Raw genomic sequence first — 21,058 nt, 5'->3', positions numbered from 1 at the left:
GTACAATTAAACCATAAAAACAGTTATTGTTTTCGATTTTTATACGGCTAAAAATTTATTTATTACTTTTGGGCATTAATTTTTTAAGCATGCAAAAAATAATTTCCTATCCAATATCAGTAATATACTATCTAGTTTTTAGCTTGTGTTTGCTAGTATTTCATCCAATACAATGGATTTGCCTAAATGTTTTTGGTTATCAGGCTCATAAAAAAAGTGTTGATTATTTGAATTTTTTCCTGCTAAAGTGTACAAACTTGGTAGGAACAACATATAAAATCGAAAATAGAGAAACCATTCCAACAGGAGTTCCAATTATTTTTGTGTCAAATCACCAAAGTATGTACGATATCATTGCAATGATTTGGTACTTTAGACGTTTTCATTGTAAATTTGTAAGTAAGAAAGAGTTAGGTAGCGGAATTCCGAGTGTGTCATACAATTTACGTCACGGAGGTTCAGTGCTAATTGACCGTAAAGATCCAAAACAGGCTATACCAACAATCAAAGGCTTGTCTGAATATATTGAAAAAAACACAAGATCTGCTGTAATTTTTCCTGAAGGAACAAGAAGTAAAACTGGAAAACCTAAAGAATTTGCTCAAAATGGTTTAAAGATCTTATGTAAATACGCACCATCAGCATATGTAGTACCAGTGAGTATCAATAATTCATGGAAAATGGTAAGATATGGTTTTTTTCCGGTTGGTTTAGGAAATCGCCTTACCTTTACCGTTCATAAAGCTATGGCAGTAAAAGACTATAATTTTGCAGATTTGATGGAAATGACGGAGAAAGCAGTTGTAGAAGGAGTAAACGAGTATAAATAGATTTTTGTTTTTAGTGAAGAACTAAAACTTAAATCCCAATCTTAAATAAGTAATGTCTATAAAAAACATTAGATTAGAAGTAATGCAGTTTTTAGAAAAAAACGTGGATAGCTTCGTTGAACAGTATTTAATTCCAGTAGAAAAAATTTGGCAGCCGTCAGATTTTCTGCCTAATTCTGAAGGAGATAACTTCTTTGAGGAGGTTAGAGAATTACGTGAAATTGCTAAAGAATTACCATATGATTTCTGGGTTACGCTTGTTGGTGATACAATTACCGAAGAAGCTTTACCAACTTACGAATCTTGGTTGATGGATGTAGAAGGTATAAACCAAATAGAAAATGGTGGTAATGGCTGGTCAAAATGGATCAGGCAATGGACTGGAGAAGAAAACCGTCATGGTGATCTTTTAAATAAATACTTGTATTTGTCTGGTCGTGTTAATATGCGTGAAATCGAAATGACAACACAGCATTTAATCAACGACGGTTTTGATATTGGAACTGGATCTGACCCATACAAAAACTTTGTATACACGAGTTTCCAGGAATTAGCAACGTATGTATCGCACAATAGAGTAGCTCAAATGGCTAAGAAATTTGGTGATAATAAATTGTCTAAAATGTGTAAAATGATTGCGGGTGACGAAATGCGTCATCACCATGCATATAGCGAATTTGTTACACGTATTTTTGCAGTTGACCCAAGCGAAATGATGTTGGCGTTTCAATACATGATGAAACAAAAAATCGTTATGCCAGCTCATTTCTTGAGAGAATCTGGTCAAAAAATAAGTTCAGCATTTGAACAATTTTCAGATTCTGCACAACGTATCGGAGTTTATACAGCAAACGATTATGTTGATATCATGCAAAAATTAATCGATAAATGGGAAATTGATAAAATTTCTAATTTAACAGATGAAGCTGAAAAAGCACGTGATTACTTAATGAAATTACCGGCTCGTATGGCAAGAATCTCTGAGAGAATGGTTATTCCTCAAGAATCACACATCTTTAAATGGGTTGAGCCAGCTAGATTGTAAATTGCAGATTTCTGATTTTAGATTGATATTGTAATTGCAATTGATATTTAGCATTGAAAACATATTGTTGATTGTTGAGGTATTTAAAGCTTTGACAATCAACATTTTTTATTCAATAAAGATTTCAGAAACAGAAATTAAAAAATAATCTATGTAAACCCGTTTAACTCGTTAAATCTTTGTGCCATCCTCAACACAAGAAAATACCAACCACAACTATGAATAATTCTGATTTAATAAACAAAACAATCACTTTTGTAAAAGAAAAACTTAGCGACGCCGAAGGTGGACACGATTGGTTTCATATTGAGCGAGTGTATAAAAACGCACTTTTAATTGCAAAAGGAACAAATTGCGATTTAACAGTTGTAGAGTTAGGTGCTTTGCTTCATGATATTGCCGATAGTAAATTTCATAACGGAGACGAAACAATTGGGCCAAAAACAGCACGTTTATTTTTAGAATCTGAAAAGGTTTCAGAAGATATTATTCAGCATGTTGTAAATATCATCGAAAACATCTCATATAAAGGCGGAAATTTTGAAAAGAAGTTCAAGTCTGTAGAATTGGATATCGTTCAAGACGCGGATCGTTTAGATGCAATTGGAGCGATTGGAGTAGCAAGAGCGTTTAACTACGGAGGTTTTAAAAATAGAACCTTACATGACCCGGAAATTGCACCAATAACCAATATGAGCAAAGAAGAATACAAAAAGAATAATGCTCCAACGATAAATCATTTTTACGAAAAGCTATTACTCCTAAAAGATAAAATGAATACCGAAACCGGAAAACAAATTGCGGCAGAAAGACACCGATTCATGGAAGTTTTTCTAGCGCAGTTTTACGCAGAGTGGGAAGGAGAGAAATAAGTTTTCAGTCTCAGTCTCAGTTTTCAGTAAATAAAAATGGCTTCAAATTTTGAAGCCATTTTTTTATGTGTTTATATTTATTTTAGTTCGTGTAAATTAGAATGTCAAGCTGAGCGCAGTCCAAGCCTTTCAAACCTTTGTCCCTATGAACCTCTGCAACTTTGAACCTTTCCTTAAGAACACCCACAATTACCATCGCCACAGTCTTTTTTCTTTTTAGATTTCCAAAAGAACTTTTTGACCAAATAACCAACAGCGATAAGTAATATTCCAAAAGCAATAATTTCTTGTAACATGATTGTTTATTTTAAAAGTTGATACGCTAATAGCGCTACAAAATAAGCTAATCCACTCATTAAAATGAGTTGCATAGCAGGCCATTTCCAAGAGTTAGTTTCTTTTTTAGTAATAGCCAAAGTACTGGCACATTGCATCGCAAAAGCATAAAACAACAGTAAAGAAATTCCCGAAGCAAAATTAAAGATCTTCTCACCTGTTTGCGGGTTTATTTCTTCCTGCATTTTACTTTTTATAGTAGACTCGTTATCAGTATCTCCAACACTATAAATAGTGGCAAGTGTTCCAACGAAAACTTCACGTGCAGCAAATGAACTAATTAATGCAATTCCAATTTTCCAATCATAACCCAAAGGAGAAATAACAGGTTCAATAGCCCTACCCATAAGTCCGATATAAGAATTCTCTAATTTTTGTGAAGCCACTTCATTTTCAAATTGAACTTCATCAAGAGGCGTGTCAACAAATCTTTCCTTCACGATAGATTCAGCCTCATTAAAATCCTTTCCAGGTCCGTACGAAGCCAAAAACCATAAAATTACAGATATTGCCAGGATGATTTTACCCGCACCAACAACAAAAGCTTTTGTTTTTTCAACCACATTGATCCCAACATTTTTGAAAAGAGGTAATTTATAACTTGGCATTTCGACTACGAAATACGTTTTAGCACTTATTTTTAATATTTTGTTTAAGATATAAGCTGAAAGAATTGCTGTTACAAAACCTAGTAAATACAACAGCATCAGCGCTAATCCTTGCATATTAAGGATTCCAAAAATTCGCTCATTTGGTATAACTAACGAAATTATAATAGTATAAACAGGCAATCTTGCAGAACAAGTTGTGAAAGGCGTTACCAAGATCGTAATAAGGCGTTCTTTCCAGTTTTCGATATTTCTTGTCGCCATAATCGCCGGAATTGCACAAGCAGTTCCTGAAATTAGAGGGACAACACTTTTTCCGGAAAGACCAAACTTACGCATGATTTTGTCCATCAAAAAGACCACACGACTCATGTAGCCACTTTCTTCAAGAATAGAAATAAACAAAAACAAAAAGGCAATTTGCGGAATAAATATAATGACACCACCAATTCCGGGTACAATTCCCTGCGAAAGTAAATCCGTTAGAATTCCACTTGGTAGTTCCTTAGCAACCCAGGTACTTAAAGAAGCAAAAGTGCTGTCGATGAAATCCATCGGAATAGTTGACCAACTAAAAATCGATTGGAAAATTAAAAATAAAATCGCTAAGAAAATCACATATCCCCAAACCTTGTGAGTTAAAACGCGATCTAATTTAGCTCTGAAATCTGTAGCTACAGTCGTATCAACTTTTAAACCTTCTTTTAAAACATCATTTATAAACTGATATCTTTTGATCGTTTCTTTTTGTTGTAAACGCTTTAATTCTGAATGTGATTTGGTAAAAGTACTTCTGATTTCATTTCGATCTAAATTCGAAAAATTTACATCTTGCGTAATCACCAACCATAATTTATACAATAATTGATTGGGAAAAGCATGTTGTAATTTCATAAAATACTTTTCATCAATCACCGAAGCATTTAAGCAAGGCTCGTGCGGAATAGTTTTGTATGAAACAATAAGCTCTTTTAATTGTTCAATTCCGAAACCCTTTCGAGAACTCACCAAAGCAATTTTGGTTTTTAGTTTCTCTTCAAGATAAGGAATGTCTAAAGTAATTCCTTTACTTTCCATACGATCAGACATGTTGATAACAAGAATCGTTGGAATTTCAAGGTCTTTTATTTGAGTGTAAATCAGTAAATTTCGTTTCAGATTTTCAACATCTGTAACCACCACCGCTACATCAGGATATAATTTGTCATTTTTGTTTAACAAAAGCTCGATTACCACACTTTCGTCCATAGAACTGGCGTTCAGACTATAAGTTCCTGGTAAATCCAGAATGTTAGCTTTTATATTGTTAGGGAGCTTACAAAACCCGATTTTTTTCTCAACCGTAATTCCAGGGTAATTTCCAACTTGTTGATTTAAACCCGTAAGCTGATTGAAAACTGAAGTTTTTCCGGTATTTGGATTTCCGATAAGGGCAACATTGATATTTTGAATGCTCATTACAAATTGGTTTTGATAAGTTCAACTTCAATTTCACGAGCAGTTTCAACACGAATGGCTACGTGTGAACCATTAATGTCTAAATATAATGGGTCTCCAAAAGGAGCAATTTGAAGTAATTCGACTAAATTGCCCGGCAAACATCCCATCTCTAATAATTTTAAAGGAATCAAATCGATATCAAAATCTTTGATAATGGCTTTTTCGCCTTTTTTTAGGGTATGAATTGTATTTTGCAAAGCTTATTTAGATTGAATTTAGATTGCAAAAATAGACAATTATTCTTTATTTCAAGGTATTTAACAGTTTTCTAAATGCTAAATCTTTCTAAAAATAAGGGATTTTACTCCTGAGACAAGAAATTAATGTCTTCTAAAAGACGTTTGATTTCTTCTTTATTCGTTCCGTCATAAAAACCACGAACGCGACGTTTTTGATCTACTAAAACAAAATTTTCGGTATGGACCATATCATACAATTGATCAGGGCGTCCTAGTTTTACCGCCAGATACGATTTTCTGGCCATAGTATAAATTTCCTTTTTGTCGCCAGTAACCAAGTTCCATTTACTATCTACAACATGATGTTTTACGGCGTATTCTTTAAGAACCGGAATACTGTCAACCTCAGGAAAAACAGTATGCGAAAGCAACATTACTTTTGGATTGTTTAAAACGGCTTTTTGAACTTCTTCTAGATTTGTTGTCATTTTTGGACAAATAGATCCACAAGTAGTGAAGAAGAAATCAGCAACATAAATTTTTCCTTCGTAGTTTTTTTGAGTAATTGTATCTCCGTTTTGATTGACAAACGAAAAATCGGCAATGGTGTGATACTTACTTTTGTATTGAACCGTGCTATCCACTAATTCAGGATTTACATCGGCCGGATTGTAGATTGGTAACGTTTTTTGTGGCTTTAAGGCCGAATAAAATAAAGATATAGTTACAGCCGAAAATACAATTAAGACAATAAAGAATTTTCGGTATTTGTATAGAAGCGATTTCATAAAAACAATTTGGCGCAAAAATACGAAAAGAGCATTTTAAAAGTCACAATTATAACGCTTTTTAACAAAGTGTATTTGTTTTTTACCACCACGAATTTCACGAATCTTCGCGAATTCGAACTGTTGTTTTATTGTTATCGTGAGCTCAGGAAAATGTAATTCGTGAAAATTTGTGCAATTCGTGGCAAAATGAAGGAATAAATTGTGTAAACCAAGCGATTAATTGATGCGTTTTTCTAAGACATGTTACGAATTATTTACATCAATATAACGCCCTTAATTATTCCTATAATTTTAACATAAAGTTCCAAATATTAACAATACGTTTGTATATACACAAAAACACACTCGAAAATGAATAAAAAGCTTACTAAACCCTTATTTTGTGTCTTTTCTGTAATGTTTTCACTAACTGCAGTTAAAGCTCAAAATGCAACAACAAAAGAACCAGGTATTAATGTTTCGTACATGAATACAAAAGTAAGTCCAGGTCAGGACTTTTTTCAATACGTAAACGGAACTTGGTTGAGTAAAACCGAAATTCCTAGTGATCGTACAACTTGGGGAAGTTTTAATGAGTTAATCAAAAAAACAGACAAAGATGCAATGTCTATCTTGAAAGAAGCATCTAAAAATCCAAAGTACAAATCGAATACAGATCAAGGAAAAGCAGTTAATTTATTCTCGACTATTTTAGATACAGTTGGAAGAAATAAAGCTGGGATAAAACCATTACTTCCTTACTTTAAAAAGATTGATGCAATTAAAAATGTTGCAGATCTTCAAAAATTTCTAGTTGAAATGGAGCCGGAAGGTAGTTCTGGTTTTTTTGGAATCTATGTTGGAGCTGACGAAAAAAACAGTTCTAAAAACTCTGTAAGTCTTGGTGTAAGTTCATTAGGATTGCCAGACCAAGATTATTATATCTCTCAAGACAAAGATTCTAAAGAAAAACGTGCAAAGTACGAACTTCATGTAGCAAAGATGTTACAGTTTATTGGCGAATCTCCAGAGAAAGCTAAGCAAAATGCAGCTGGAATTTTAGCTTTAGAAACAGAACTATCTAAACCAAGATTAAATCGTGTTGAAAGTAGAGACAGTCGTTTGATGTATAATCCAATGACAGTTGCTGAACTTCAAAAGCTAACACCGGCAATTAAGTGGGATGCTTATTTTACAGGTATTGGGTTAGCAAAGTTAGATACAGTTGTAGTAATGGAGCCTAAATACATGAAAGCTCTACAAACTATTTTTACTGAAAACAAAGTAGCACAATGGAAAGAATATTTGAAATGGGATTTGTTAAACTCAGCTGCATCAAAATTATCGACAGATATCGAAACAGCTAATTTTGACTTTTATAGCAAAACATTAAGAGGCGCTGTAAAACAATTGCCACGTGAAGAAAAAGCGTTGCAAGTTGTGAATAATACCGTTGGTGAAGCACTTGGTAAATTATATGTAGAAAAAGTATTTCCTGCTGAAGCAAAAACAAAAGCAGTCGATATGATTCAGAACGTTATTTTGGCGTACAAAAATCGTATTAATAATTTAACTTGGATGTCTGCCGCTACAAAAGTAAAAGCGATCGAAAAATTAGATAAAATCACTATAAAAGTTGGTTATCCTGATAAGTGGAAAGACTACTCGGCACTTGAAATTAAAAGTATCGCTGAAGGAGGAAGTTATTTTGAAAATTCACGCAATCTTGCAAAATGGAATTTCAAAAAAGGAATTGAAAAATTAAACAAACCAGTTGATAAAACAGAGTGGGGAATGTCTCCACAAACTGTAAATGCATATTACAACCCGTCTTACAACGAGATTGTTTTCCCTGCTGCAATTTTACAACCACCTTTCTACAATTACCAAGCTGACGAAGCTGTAAATTATGGTGGAATTGGTGCTGTTATTGGACATGAGATTTCTCATGGATTTGATGATTCAGGAGCACGTTACAACGCAGATGGAAATCTTGTTGATTGGTGGACAGCCGAAGATTTAAAACAATTTACGGCACTTGGTACTGCATTAGCAGATCAATACAGTGCTTTAGAGCCTTTACCTGGAATTCACGTAGATGGTAAATTTACTTTAGGTGAAAACATTGGAGATTTGGGTGGAATTAATGCTGCATACGATGGTTTACAATTGTATTTGAAAAAGCATGGAAATCCAGGTTTAATCGACGGATTTACACCAGAGCAACGTTTCTTTATATCTTGGGCTACAGTTTGGAGAACAAAATCTAGAGACGAAGCAATTAAAAATCAAGTAAAAACTGATCCGCATTCTCCAGGAATGTACAGAGCAGTAGTTCCAGTTCAGAACGTAGATGCTTTTTATCAAGCCTTTGGAATTAAAAAAGGAGATAAAATGTATATCGAACCAGAAAAGAGAGTTAAAATCTGGTAAGAACAAAATAATAAAAACGGCGCTAATTTTAGCGCCGTTTTTTATTTGAATAATATCGAGTGTTATTTTAATATAAAAACACATCCAATAATTATATTATAATCCTTAGCTTAATTATTGGTAAAATTTAACATATAATTCAAAATAATAGCAATATGTTTGTATATATACTAAAACCATAAATTAAAATGATTAAACAGCTAAGAAAACCTGTGTTTTGTGTTGTTTCTGCAATGTTCACAATTACTGCAGCTCAAGCTCAAGACGCAAAACCGAAAGAACCAGGTATCAATCTTTCATACATGGATACTAAAGTAAGTCCGGGGCAGGACTTTTTTCGTTACGTAAACGGAACTTGGTTAGACAAAACAGAAATCCCGAGTGACAGAAATTCATGGGGAAGTTTTAACGAATTACGTCAAAAGACAGATAACAATTCGCTTGCGATCTTAAAAGAAGCATCAAAAAATCCAAAATATAAATCAAATACAGATCAAGGTAAAGCAGTAGCTTTATTCAATACTATATTAGATACTGTTGGAAGAAATAAAAGAGGAATTACACCGCTTCAGCCTACTTTGAAAAAAATTGATGCAATAAAAAATGTTGCCGATTTGCAAAACTTCCTAACAGAAATGGAAACTCAGGGAGGTGTTGGTTTCTTTGGTGTTTATATTGGAGCCGATGCTAAAAACAGTAACGCATATGCTGTAAATTTAGGACCGGGACGTTTAGGATTGTCAGACAAAGATTATTATAACGCAGACGATAAAGATTCTAAAGAAAAACGCGAAAAATATCAGGTTCACGTGGCAAGAATGATGCAGTTTATTGGAGAATCTCCAGCAAAAGCAAAAGAAAGCGCTGCTCAAATCGTGGCATTAGAGATAGAAATGTCTGCGCCAAGATTAGACCGTGTTGAACGTAGAGATCGTAGAAAACAATACAACCCAACTGCTATTGCCGATTTAAAGAAAACGACTCCATCAATTCAATGGGAGAAGTATTTCGCAGGAATTGGAATCACAAAAATAGATTCAGTAAATGTAACGCAACCACGTTATATGGCGGCATTAGAAAAAACTTTTACGGAGAAGAAAGTAGGAGCGTGGAAAGAATATTTGAAATGGTGTGTGTTGAACGGATCAACTTCTTCATTGACAACTCAAATCGAAGCTGCTAATTTTGATTTCTACGGAAAAACATTAACAGGTGCTTTAAAACAACGTCCTCGTGAAGAAATGGCTTTGCAAGTGATTAACAATGCAACCGGCGAAGCTTTAGGAAAATTGTATGTAGAGAAATTATTTCCTGCTGAAGCAAAAGATAAAGCAAAAAACATGATTCAAAATGTGATTTTGGCTTATGAAAACAGAATCAATGCTTTGCCTTGGATGTCTGCGACTACAAAAGTAAAAGCAATCGAAAAGTTAAAGAAACTTACCATAAAAATTGGATATCCTGATAAATGGAAAGATTATTCTGCTTTACAAATTAAAGATGTTGCCGAAGGCGGAACGTATTTTGACAACTCTGTAAATTTATCAAAATGGGATTTTAAAGAGGATTTAGCCAAATTAGGTAAACCAGTTGATAAAACAGAATGGGGAATGTCTCCACAAACTGTAAATGCATATTTCAATCCATCTTACAATGAGATTGTTTTCCCAGCTGCAATCCTACAACCACCTTTCTACAATTATCAAGCTGACGAAGCTGTAAATTATGGTGGAATTGGAGCTGTTATTGGACATGAAATTTCTCATGGATTTGATGATTCTGGTGCACGCTACAACGCAGATGGTAATCTTGTTGATTGGTGGACAGCCGAAGATTTAAAACAATTTACAGCACTTGGTGCTAAGCTTGCAGATCAATACAGTGCTTTAGAGCCTTTACCTGGAATTCACGTAGATGGTAAATTTACCTTAGGTGAAAACATTGGAGATTTAGGTGGAATTAATGCTGCATACGACGGATTACAATTGTATTTAAAAGCAAACGGAAATCCAGGTTTAATTGATGGATTTACACCTGAGCAACGTTTCTTTATATCTTGGGCTACAGTTTGGAGAACAAAATCAAGAGATGAAGCAATTAAAAGTCAAGTAAAAACTGATCCACATTCTCCAGGAATGTATAGAGCAGTAGTTCCAATTCAGAACGTAGATGCTTTTTATCAAGCTTTTGGAATTAAAAAAGGAGATAAAATGTATATCGAACCAGAAAAGAGAGTTAAAATCTGGTAATATTAAAACATAAAAAACGGCGCTAATTGTAGCGCCGTTTTTGTTTTATCTATTTATTGCGATGAAAATATCGACTTCTGCATTTTCTGGATTCTGGGCTTTCTCTCCATAAATCTCAAAATCTGAAGTAAAACTTCTGTTCAAATCTGAGTTCCAAATTTTTATCCATTCATTGATAACGATGCCGTCATTTAGATTTCCTTTAGCAATGAATTTTTCATAATACGCTGTTTCAATAGTTATACCAACCATTTCTTCCGGAATTAAATCTAAACTTTCTACCGCACATCCTAAAATCGTTGTATAAGGCTTAGTATGATCTTTTTCGTAATCTGTGTAAACTGAATAAATCGAATGGTTTATTTTATTCGGAATTTTTTCAGCAATACCTTCTGATATAAATCTATCCCAAAGAGCAGGAATATCCTTTCCTGATTGCTCATTCTCATTCGTTGTTCGTATCGAAATTCCAATTATGTTGAATTTTTGAATATCCATTTTGCTTAAATTTTATTGTTTACAGCAAATTTAAAATGGCGCCATGACAACAGTATGTCAGCAGTAAAACATATTTAGCCTTATTTAAGGCATTATTTTGAGTTACTGTAGATGTAAGCTTCCAGAGCCTTTAATTCTTCGTCAGACATTGCCTGAGTTATCGGAATGTTTGTTTTCATTACCGCAAACTGACTTGGGTCAACAATAGGGTCTGCATTTCCTTTCAAGAAAGTAACAATATCCCCTTTTTTGTCAAGGTATATTTTTCCAATTTCCTTAATACTCGGTCCAATTACTTTTTGGTCTACCTGATGACAAGAAACACAATTTCCTTTTCCTTCAAAAATTTCTTTTCCCAGCACTTCCGGAGTTGCAGCTTTTGCAGTTTCTCCTTCTGTATAAGTTTCGGTTGTGCTTTCAGTTGATTTTCCAAAAGGTTCCTGACTTTCTTTTTTACAAGATGCCAATGCTAAAAGAGCAGATAAGAATAATATTTTTTTCATTTTATTTATTTAAAATTACAGCAGCTTCTTTTGCAAAGTAAGTCGAGATAATACTTGCACCAGCGCGCTTAATGCAATAAAGTTGCTCTATCATAATTTTGTCATGATCTAACCATCCTCTTTCGGCTGCGGCCTTTACCATAGCATACTCACCAGAAACTTGATATACTGCAACAGGTACGTGAACGGCATTTTTTACTTCGCGAACAATATCTAAATAAGCCATTCCTGGTTTTACCATAACAATATCTGCACCTTCTTCAACATCTAATAATGCTTCACGAATTCCTTCAATTCTATTTGCATAATCCATTTGATACGTTTTTTTGTCTTTGGGAATATTTTGAGAATCTACCGGAGCTGAATCTAGAGCATCACGAAAAGGACCATAAAATGCCGAAGCATACTTGGCGCTATAACTCATAATTCCAACATTATGATGTCCGTTTTCTTCTAGTGCTTTTCTAATTGCTAAAACTCGTCCATCCATCATATCGCTTGGTGCCACAAAATCGGCTCCAGCTTCGGCATGGCTTAAACTCATCCTTGTTAAAGCATCAACAGTTGCATCATTTACCAATAAACCGTTTTCGATAATTCCGTCATGACCATAAATAGAATAAGGATCAAGAGCCACATCTGGCATTACAATCATTTCTGGTACAGCATCTTTTATAGCGCGAATAGTTTGTTGCATTAAACCATCTTTATTCCAAGCTTCAACACCTTTATTGTCTTTTAGATTGTCGCTAACTTTTACGTAAATATTTACCGCTTTGATACCTAAATCCCAAGCTTCTTTTACTTCTTTAATCGTATTATCTAACGAATGACGATAAATTCCCGGCATGGATGGAATAGCAACTTTTACATCTTTTCCTTCGGCCACAAACATTGGAAGCATAAAATCCTGTGGACTTAAACTGGTTTCACGAACTAAAGAACGAATTGATTCATTGGTTCTTAAACGGCGATTTCTTTGTAATGGAAACATGGTATTTTAAATTTTAGATTTTTGACTATAGATTTTAGATCTTCTACAATCTTATTTTTTAATTTCTATATAATTGATTGTGAGTTTTTTTGACTTTACGACTTTAAACTTTCGATCTAATTATGTAATCGAGGCCACATAAATTTCTTTAATTGTGTGTTCTAGTATTGTATTAAATTCAACATTAGATTGATCAGCAAAAAGTCCTTCAGATAATGCTCGCGAAAAACTAGCAATTAATCCGTGATTTTGTGACAGTTTTTGATTGGCATCTTCGCGTGTATAACCACCAGATAATGCAACAACACGCACAACACGTGGGTCAGATATTAATTCCTTGTAAAAATCATTAATAGTCGGAATAGATAATTTCAACATCACTTTTACATCTTTATCCAGAGCATTAAGTTGTTTTAAAATTTCTTCTTTCAAAATTTCTTCACATTTTTCTTTGTCCGCGCTATAAATATCAACTTCAGGTTCAATAATTGGAATAAGTCCTTTTTCAAAAATTTGTAAACCAACAGAAAATTGTTGTTCAACTATTTGACGAATTCCTATTGTATTTGCTTCTTTAATTACCGAACGCATTTTAGTTCCAAAAACATTTCGTTCTACAGCACGCGTCAATAGTTCATCTAAATTAGAGATAGGTTTCATCAATTGAACACCATTTGCAAGATCAGCAAGTCCTTTATCTACTTTTAAAAACGGAACGATATTTTTTTTCTCCCACAGATAGTCAGCCGTGTATTGTTCGTCAATTTTGCGATCCATGGTATTTTCAAACAAAATAGCACCTAGAATATATTTGCTATCAAATGCAGGGCTTTTAATAATTCTCGTTCTCATTTCATGTACAAGTGTGTACATTTCTTCTTCATTTGTATAACTGCTTTCTTCTACACCATATTGCGATAATGCTTTTGGTGTACTTCCACCACTTTGATCTAATGCAGCAATAAAACCTTTTCCAGAATGCATACGATTTAATTGCGCGATGTATCTTTCTCTATTTTTCATAATAATAAATTTTTTTCTTTACTATAAATACTCAGTTATTGTGAACACTCACTTGGTGTTTATTACATGCAAAAATTTAAAGTCTTTAAAGCCCTATTTTTTTGTTTACTTTATCGTAAACTTCTGTTACTTTTTTTGGAGTATTAAAACGATACCCTACAGATATTTTTAAGCTCGAAATGTTTTCATTTAATTTAGCATCTGCCGCAGAACCCTGCAAAAAACTAATATTGTTTAAAGTTGCATAGGCAAAAAAACGATCCGTATTATAGGCTAATTTTAAATTAAGATCTACTTGATATAAACCAGAAACAACACCATCGTTATCATTAATTCCGGCACCAAATGCAATTCCTGACCCTACTAAAACTTTTTTGCTTATAACCCAGTTATAAAAATAAGATGGTGCTACAGAAAAAACATACATATTACTATTAGACGATTCATCGGGAATATTTAAAGTTAGATTAGTATAATAAAATGAAAAGGTGGGAATAAAACTTCCTGCACTTTTAGTCTGCCATTCATTTTGATCAATCAGAGCTTTAAATGAGAACTTATCATTAAAAATATAGGAGGTAGATCCGCCGACTTTAGTCGTGCGCATTCTAGGAAAATCGACTTGTATTTTCTCTGTAATGGCATGAAAACCTTTTTGGTTTATAAAAGTAAAAGACTGCATCCATTTTTTATAATAAAAACGGGTTCCAAAATTAAAATGTTTAGATTTTGGATTATTATTAACGTCAAAGAACTTTGGTGCAAAACCTAGCGAAATATCAATAAATTTATAACTTGCGGTTACACCAATCTGTTCTCGTCGGTCAGGGATAAGTTCTAGAGACGTTTTCTGTCCTTCAACATTTGACTCAATTTGAAAATTATTTGATGTAGCTAAATAATATAAGTTCGTTGTAATTTTATCGTTATAAGATTTTTTATAGCTATTTTGAAGCGTGTCGTTTTGAGCAAAACACCCAGACATGCTTGCGAAAAAAAATATGCTAATCATTTTTAAATTCATTTTCAGAGTCATCTTCATTAATTTATAAGTTACATATCAGATAGTATAAAACTACAGACCGTTAACTTAGTAAAAATAAACCTACAAAATAATCAAATGCTATTTTCTAACCTTAATTTAAAATCCAATCAATAGGATTTTCCAACACCTTTACCAATTTTTCTTCCTCACTTCCGGCTTCTGCATGATGATCATAAACCCATTGAACGTGTGGAGGTAAACTCATTAAAATACTTTCAATTCTTCCGTTGGTTTTTAATCCGAATAAAGTTCCTTTGTCATGAACTAGATTAAATTCAACATAACGACCACGACGGATTTCCTGCCAGTTTCTATTTTCAGGAGAATATTCTAAATTCTTTCTTCTTTCCACAATTGGCACATAAGCTTCAAGGAAACTATTACCAACTTCGGTTACAAAGCTATACCAATCTTCCATTGACATTTGCTCATTTGCTTTGCAATAATCAAAGAACAAACCTCCAATTCCGCGGGCTTCGTTTCTGTGCGCATTCCAGAAATAAGCGTCGCATTGTTTTTTATATTTAGGATAAAACTCCGAATTATGTTTATCGCAAGCCGTTTTGCAAGTTTGGTGAAAGTGTTTTGCATCTTCTTCAAACAAATAATAAGGCGTTAAATCCTGTCCGCCACCAAACCATTGTTCGATAACTTTTCCAGATTCATCATACATTTCAAAGTAACGCCAGTTGGCGTGAACCGTTGGAGTCATTGGGTTTTTTGGATGTAAAACCAAACTTAATCCACACGCAAAAAAGTCTGCTTCGCCAACGCCAAACATCTTTTGCATTGCTTCCGGTAATTTTCCGTGAACAGCTGAAATGTTTACACCACCTTTTTCAAAAACAGCTCCATTTTCGATAACGCGTGTTCTTCCGCCGCCGCCCTCTGGACGTTTCCAAAGATCTTCGCGGAATTTTGTAGTTCCGTCGACAGCTTCTAATCCAGCACAAATTTGGTCTTGTAACTTTTGTATGTATGAGTAAAATTTATCTTTCATGAGTATTATATTCTGATTTAAGTAATCCAAAATAAACGATATCTTCTAGTGTTCCGTCGCCGCTTTTAAATTCCTCGCGTAATATTCCTTCTTGTTTAAAATGATGTTTCAGTGCTATTTGCTGACTTGCGATGTTGATTTTTGAAGTACAAATAAAAACCTTGTTCATTTTTAAAGTATTGAAACAAAAATCTAAAGTTTCTGAAACTACTTTTGAAGTAATTCCTTTTCCCTGATAATCTTCATCAATAAAATAGCCCAATTCGCATTTTGAAATGCGATAATCAATGCTTTTTACACACAAGTAGCCTATTAAATTTTTGGTTTTAATATCTCTTGTAAAAAAATAAAACCACTCGTTATTTTTTTCTTTTTCTTGATTGAAAGTAATAAACTGTTTTGTTTTTTCTAAGTCTAAACAATTTTCGAGTGTAACTGGAAAAGTTTTTTCGATGTGTTTCGTATTCTTTTCAATGAGATTGTAAAATTCCTCAGGAAGAATATCGTTAATCGTTTCTATTTTCCAATCTGTAAAACTCATGATTATTTGTTTTTTAGAGAAGCAATTTTAGTGTTTATTCCAAACGAAAAAACCTTGCTTTCTTGTTGAATGTATTGGTAAATAGCAAGTGCTTTTCCTAAAAAATCAAATTGCTTTTCTTGAGATAAACCAATTAAAATATCTGCAAATTGTTCTTGTTGATTCCAGTCCAGATGACATTGTTGTAACAGAACAATTAATTCTTCTTCTGGAATTTCAATAGTTCTTTGTAAACTTAAACCAAAACTTTTTAGTTGTTCGTCTATAAGGCTTGTATCCTCTGCATTCCAGAACTTAGGCACAAAAATCAGGGAATGCAAAGTTCTTAGAGTATTCTCTATTCTGATGCTTTCTTCGTCTCTTAGGCCTTTGTTGAGCATAATTTTGAGTTTTTTAGTTTCGGTCGCAGTTTTTAGTTTTAAAGTAAAGACTGAAAACTGCGACTCAATACTATATATTTAATTCCCGTATTCCTTAACCGCGTCAATAAACGCTTTTGCGTGATCTACAGGTATATTTGGTAAAATTCCGTGACCTAAATTTACAACATATTTATCTTTTCCGAACTCGTCGATCATTTCGTGAACCATTTTCTTGATAGTAGGAATTGGAGAAAGTAATCTTGACGGATCAAAGTTTCCTTGCAACGTGATGTTTCCACCAGACAAATAACGAGCATTTCTTGCAGAACATGTCCAATCTACACCAAGTGCAGAAGCTCTACTTTTACCCATTTCGCCAAGAGCAAACCAACATCCTTTTCCGAAAACAATAACCGGCGCGTGATCAGCCAAAGCCTCAACGATTTGGTTAATATATTTCCATGAAAATTCTTGATAATCAACAGGAGAAAGCATTCCGCCCCAAGAATCAAAAATCTGAACGGCATCAACTCCCGCTTTTACTTTTTCTTTTAAATATAAAATAGTAGTATCTGTAATTTTTTGTAATAAAGTATGCGCTGCCGCAGGGTTTGAAAAACAGAATCCTTTTGCGGTATCAAAACTTTTAGAACCTTTTCCTTCAACAGCGTAACAGAAAATTGTCCAAGGTGAACCTGCGAAACCAATTAACGGCACTTCGTCGTTCAACATTTCTTTAGTCAACTTAATAGCATCCATTACATATCCTAAACTTTCCTGAATATCCGGAACATAAACTCTGTGAACATCTGCAAGCGAACGAATAGGATTTGGTAAAAATGGACCAAAATTCTCTTTCATTAAAACTTCGATTCCCATTGCTTGAGGCACAACTAAAATATCCGAAAATAAAATAGCAGCATCAGGGGCAATTCTACGAATAGGTTGAACTGTAATTTCAGCAGCCAATTCTGGAGTTTGACAACGCGTAAAGAAATCATATTTATCACGCAAAGCGATAAATTCCGGTAAATATCTTCCGGCTTGACGCATCATCCATACTGGCGGACGTTGAACTGTTTCTCCTTTTAATGCTTTTAAAAATAGGTCGTTTTTTAACATGAGTTTCTATATTTTAAACCCGACAGGTTTTTAAAACCTGTCGGGTTTATTTGTTATCTTATTTATATTCGTTAATTACATCTTCGATCACGTCTTCAATTGTTGGTTGATCTGCAATAATGATGTTTTTTGTTATTTTATGTAAAGCATCGGCAGTGGTTTCTCCAATGCAAAAGCAAGTTTCTTTCTTGATTGTGTTGTCTTTCAAATAACTTTCAACGCCAGAAGGACTAAAAAATAGAATTCCATTGACTGAAGTTTTTACTTTCTGAGGCGTTAATGACGTATCGTAAACCTGAATTTCATTGAATTTTACCTCAGAATCTTTTAAGGCTTGCGGTAAAGTTTCTCTGCGAAGATTTCCGCTGAAAAAAGTATAGCTTTCGTTACGGTAAATCAAAGTAATAATTTCAGCTAAATCTGCGGCATAACCTGTATAAGCCACAACATTAAATCCGTTTTCAGATAAAAGAATTTTTGTTTTTAAACCAACGCAAAAGACGTTTTTGTTTTTTAATTCTTCCCATTTAGGATCCGCCAAAACACTATGAACTGCATTTTGACTCGTGAAAATCAAATTTTCGTTGAGGTCTTTTAGTTCGAAAGATTTATTTTGAGTTTGAATGAAATCAGCTTCGGTAACTTCAATATTGGCTTTCACCAATGCTTGTTTTTGTTCGCCCGATAGCTTTTTTGTAGATAATATTTGAATTGATTTTGCCATTATTTTTTTAAAGATTCTTTAATAGATGCCATCAATTCAGCTCCGCCATTGTTCAGGATTTCCTGAGCAGCAAAGAATCCTAATTTTTTCCATTCAGAAATGTCAACTTTTTTGTTGATTTGTAGTTTTTGTTTTCCATCAACCGAAAGTAAAACACCTTGAAAATGTAGCGTATCTTCATCTTCGTTGTAGTTTACTAAAGCTCCAATTGGTGCAGTACAACCGCCTTCAAGCGTTCTTAAAAACTGACGTTCAATATACGTGCAAATTTCAGTTTCGATATGATTTAATTGCGAAAGTGCATCAAGCGTATAATTGTCATTTTCCATCGCCACAACCATCATCGCTCCTTGTGCCGGCGCAGGAATCATCCAATCAAGATCAATAAAATTTCCTGGTTTTAAGTTAATGCGCTCCAAACCTGCAGCTGCAAAAACGGCACCATCCCAGTTATTGTCTTGTAATTTTTGCATACGAGTGTTTACGTTTCCACGTAAATCAACTACGGTATGATTGGGGTATTTATTAAACCATTGAGCCTGACGACGTAAACTTCCAGTTGCAATCGTGCTTGGGGTTGTAAAATCAGGATTTCCTTTATGAACTAAAATATCCAAAACATTGGCTCTTTCCAGAACAGCTGCCTGAACAATACCTTTTGGTAAAGCCGTTGGAACATCTTTCATAGAGTGAACGGCAATGTCGATATCACCATTAATCATGGCAATGTCTAGCGTTTTGGTAAAAATTCCTGTAATTCCAAGTTCGTAAAGCGGTTTGTCAAGAATAATATCACCTTGAGATTTTACGGCAACAATCGAGGTTTTATAACCTAAATCGTTTAGTTTTTTCTCGACAGTGTGTGCTTGCCAAAGTGCTAATTCGCTATCTCGAGTTCCAATTCTGATTGTTTTTTCAGCCATTTTTTGTTTCTTGTACCATATAAGTTATATAAGTAAATTTAAGCAGTTTGTGTAAAAACATCAGTTTTATTAAATGAACTTATATAACTTATATGGTTTAAAATTTGATTTTATTAGGATGCTTTTATCTTAAAGACTTTTTCAATCCATTCGATGCTTTCATCCACCATAGTATCGTCGTCTTTTAAATGATTTGCAAAATGTGTAGTGATTTTTTGAATGATTCTATTGCTGATGATTTCAGCTTGTTCTTCGTTGAAATCAGTGATTTTTTTGCTTTGGAAATTTAATTCTGAAGTTTTAATAGCATTCAGTTTTTCCTTTAAAGCATTGATCGTTGGAGCAAATTTTCTTCCTTTAGTCCAGGTGATAAATTCCTCTTTTACTTCCTCAATAATAGCTTCGGCAGCAGGAATATGTAGTTTTCTGTTTTCAAGAGTTTCATCTGTCAATTGCGACAAATAATCCATATGAATTAAAGTTACACCTTCTAGTTCTTCTACATTTTCATGAACATTTTTAGGAATCGATAAATCTAAAATCAATAAAGGCTTTTTTAGATTTAAAATCGCTTTGTCAACCGTTGGGTTTTGAGCGCCCGTAGCAACAACAACAACATCAGCTTTTTGAAGTTCCAGATGTAATTCAGAATAATCTTTAACAATCAAATTTAGTTTTCCTGCCAATTTCTCAGCTTTATCCTTTGTTCTGTTAATTAAAGTAATATGTTCGTTTTTGGTGTGTTTTACAAGATTCTCACAAGTATTTCTTCCAATTTTTCCTGTACCAAAAAGTAAAATGTTTTTATTTCCAATATCTTCTACATTTTTAATAATGTATTGTACTGATGCAAAAGAAACTGAAGTCGCTCCAGAACTAATTTCTGTTTCGTTCTTAATTTTTTTACTAGCCTGAATCACTGCATTTACCAATCTTTCCAGAAAAGCATTAGCTAACCCAAAAGATTTTGAATGTGCAAAGCTTGTTTTAATTTGAGAAATAATCTCAAAATCGCCTAAGATCTGACTATCTAAACCTGTTCCTACGCGAAACATATGATTAATTGCTTCTTGATTTTTATATACGAATCCTACTTTTTGAAAAGCATCGACAGAACCGTTGCTATTATCGCATATTAATTTGATTAATTGAAAAGGGTGTTCAGCAAAACCGTAAATCTCGGTTCTATTACAAGTCGAAGTAACTATTAAACTTTCTATTCCCTCGCTTTTAGCTTGTTCCAGTAAACGCGTTTTGGCAACTGCATCTAAACTAAATTGACCTCTAACCTCAGCATCAGCTTTTTTATAACTCAGACCAACTGAATAAAAATATAGGTGTTTCGGTACGTTATTGTTTTCCATAAATTCACTTTCATAAAAGTGTCAACAAAATTATTACTATAGTGGTTATAAAAGTAACGCTCAAAGTACTTTTTGTATCGCTACATGTTTTTTTGTTTCTAAACATCTGTTTTTATGCAAAAAGAAGTACTTTTGTA

At 33.6% G+C, this 21,058-nt stretch carries 21 protein-coding genes; 5 read left to right on the top strand and 16 right to left on the bottom strand.

The window, feature by feature from the left end:
* Positions 1-89 precede the first annotated feature (89 nt).
* The 3 genes from IW18_RS22285 (at position 90) to IW18_RS22275 (ending at position 2,747) form a co-directional block, all read left to right on the top strand.
* Positions 90-830, top strand: coding sequence for a lysophospholipid acyltransferase family protein (locus tag IW18_RS22285; RefSeq protein WP_041520410.1), 741 nt, complete (start codon positions 90-92; stop codon positions 828-830).
* A gap of 52 nt (positions 831-882) precedes the next feature.
* Positions 883-1,875, top strand: coding sequence for an acyl-ACP desaturase (locus IW18_RS22280; RefSeq protein WP_041520409.1), 993 nt, complete (start codon positions 883-885; stop codon positions 1,873-1,875).
* 218 nt (positions 1,876-2,093) lie between these two features.
* Positions 2,094-2,747 (top strand): HD domain-containing protein, encoded by a 654-nt coding sequence (locus IW18_RS22275; protein WP_041520408.1) that lies wholly within the window; start codon positions 2,094-2,096, stop codon positions 2,745-2,747.
* Between the two features lie 173 nt (positions 2,748-2,920).
* On the opposite strand, the gene IW18_RS23020 is transcribed toward IW18_RS22275, so the two are convergent.
* The 4 genes from IW18_RS23020 to IW18_RS22260 all read right to left on the bottom strand — a co-directional run bounded on the left by IW18_RS23020 (position 2,921) and on the right by IW18_RS22260 (position 6,158).
* Positions 2,921-3,043, bottom strand: a complete 123-nt coding sequence (locus IW18_RS23020) for a FeoB-associated Cys-rich membrane protein (protein WP_084608008.1) — start codon at positions 3,041-3,043, stop codon at positions 2,921-2,923.
* 6 nt (positions 3,044-3,049) lie between these two features.
* Positions 3,050-5,149 (bottom strand): ferrous iron transport protein B, encoded by a 2,100-nt coding sequence (gene feoB / locus IW18_RS22270; protein WP_041520407.1) that lies wholly within the window; start codon positions 5,147-5,149, stop codon positions 3,050-3,052.
* Entirely contained in the window at positions 5,149-5,388 is a 240-nt protein-coding gene (locus IW18_RS22265) for a FeoA family protein (RefSeq protein WP_017495803.1), read from the bottom strand. Before IW18_RS22265 ends, feoB begins: the two co-directional genes overlap by 1 nt.
* Before the next feature lie 104 nt (positions 5,389-5,492).
* Positions 5,493-6,158 carry an SCO family protein gene (locus tag IW18_RS22260; protein ID WP_041520406.1) on the bottom strand — a complete coding sequence of 222 codons (666 nt, stop codon included), beginning with the start codon at positions 6,156-6,158 and terminating at the stop codon, positions 5,493-5,495.
* 354 nt (positions 6,159-6,512) lie between these two features.
* Here IW18_RS22260 and IW18_RS22255 point away from each other — a divergent pair, with 354 nt between their 5' ends.
* The gene (locus IW18_RS22255; protein ID WP_041520405.1) at positions 6,513-8,573 is read left to right on the top strand and encodes a M13 family metallopeptidase; all 2,061 of its coding nucleotides are present in this window, start codon (positions 6,513-6,515) and stop codon (positions 8,571-8,573) included.
* 188 nt (positions 8,574-8,761) lie between these two features.
* Entirely contained in the window at positions 8,762-10,822 is a 2,061-nt protein-coding gene (locus IW18_RS22250) for a M13 family metallopeptidase (protein WP_041520404.1), read from the top strand.
* Positions 10,823-10,867: 45 nt separating this feature from the next.
* On the opposite strand, the gene IW18_RS22245 is transcribed toward IW18_RS22250, so the two are convergent.
* From IW18_RS22245 to hemA, 12 genes are all read right to left on the bottom strand, one after another.
* Entirely contained in the window at positions 10,868-11,320 is a 453-nt protein-coding gene (locus IW18_RS22245) for a GyrI-like domain-containing protein (protein WP_041520403.1), read from the bottom strand.
* 92 nt (positions 11,321-11,412) lie between these two features.
* Positions 11,413-11,823: a c-type cytochrome gene (locus tag IW18_RS22240; protein WP_041520402.1), complete on the bottom strand. Its 411-nt coding sequence runs from the start codon at positions 11,821-11,823 to the stop codon at positions 11,413-11,415.
* 1 nt (position 11,824) lies between these two features.
* Positions 11,825-12,817 (bottom strand): porphobilinogen synthase, encoded by a 993-nt coding sequence (hemB, locus tag IW18_RS22235; RefSeq protein WP_041520401.1) that lies wholly within the window; start codon positions 12,815-12,817, stop codon positions 11,825-11,827.
* Positions 12,818-12,937: 120 nt separating this feature from the next.
* A complete protein-coding gene (locus IW18_RS22230; RefSeq protein WP_041520400.1) occupies positions 12,938-13,840 on the bottom strand; it encodes a fructose bisphosphate aldolase in 903 nt (300 codons plus the stop codon).
* A gap of 85 nt (positions 13,841-13,925) precedes the next feature.
* Complete coding sequence (locus IW18_RS22225; RefSeq protein ID WP_240475594.1) at positions 13,926-14,852, bottom strand: DUF4421 family protein; 927 nt, start codon at positions 14,850-14,852, stop codon at positions 13,926-13,928.
* Between the two features lie 124 nt (positions 14,853-14,976).
* Positions 14,977-15,885 carry an oxygen-dependent coproporphyrinogen oxidase gene (gene hemF, locus IW18_RS22220; protein WP_041520399.1) on the bottom strand — a complete coding sequence of 303 codons (909 nt, stop codon included), beginning with the start codon at positions 15,883-15,885 and terminating at the stop codon, positions 14,977-14,979.
* The gene (locus IW18_RS22215; RefSeq protein WP_041520398.1) at positions 15,875-16,426 is read right to left on the bottom strand and encodes a GNAT family N-acetyltransferase; all 552 of its coding nucleotides are present in this window, start codon (positions 16,424-16,426) and stop codon (positions 15,875-15,877) included. Before IW18_RS22215 ends, hemF begins: the two co-directional genes overlap by 11 nt.
* Before the next feature lie 2 nt (positions 16,427-16,428).
* On the bottom strand, positions 16,429-16,806 hold the full coding sequence (locus IW18_RS22210; protein WP_041520397.1) for a hypothetical protein: 378 nt from the start codon (positions 16,804-16,806) through the stop codon (positions 16,429-16,431).
* 78 nt (positions 16,807-16,884) lie between these two features.
* Complete coding sequence (gene hemE / locus IW18_RS22205; RefSeq protein WP_041520396.1) at positions 16,885-17,910, bottom strand: uroporphyrinogen decarboxylase; 1,026 nt, start codon at positions 17,908-17,910, stop codon at positions 16,885-16,887.
* Positions 17,911-17,968: 58 nt separating this feature from the next.
* Positions 17,969-18,634: a uroporphyrinogen-III synthase gene (locus IW18_RS22200; RefSeq protein WP_041520395.1), complete on the bottom strand. Its 666-nt coding sequence runs from the start codon at positions 18,632-18,634 to the stop codon at positions 17,969-17,971.
* A complete protein-coding gene (gene hemC / locus IW18_RS22195) occupies positions 18,634-19,557 on the bottom strand; it encodes a hydroxymethylbilane synthase (RefSeq protein ID WP_041520394.1) in 924 nt (307 codons plus the stop codon). The genes IW18_RS22200 and hemC overlap by 1 nt, the downstream gene beginning before the upstream one ends.
* A 113-nt stretch (positions 19,558-19,670) precedes the next feature.
* Positions 19,671-20,921, bottom strand: a complete 1,251-nt coding sequence (hemA, locus tag IW18_RS22190) for a glutamyl-tRNA reductase (RefSeq protein WP_041520393.1) — start codon at positions 20,919-20,921, stop codon at positions 19,671-19,673.
* Positions 20,922-21,058: the final 137 nt, after the last annotated feature.

The organism is Flavobacterium hibernum (genome assembly GCF_000832125.1).
Lineage (GTDB): Bacteria > Bacteroidota > Bacteroidia > Flavobacteriales > Flavobacteriaceae > Flavobacterium > Flavobacterium hibernum.
Note: the sequence above shows the minus strand (reverse complement) of the source record. Positions and strands in the feature narration are given on the sequence as shown.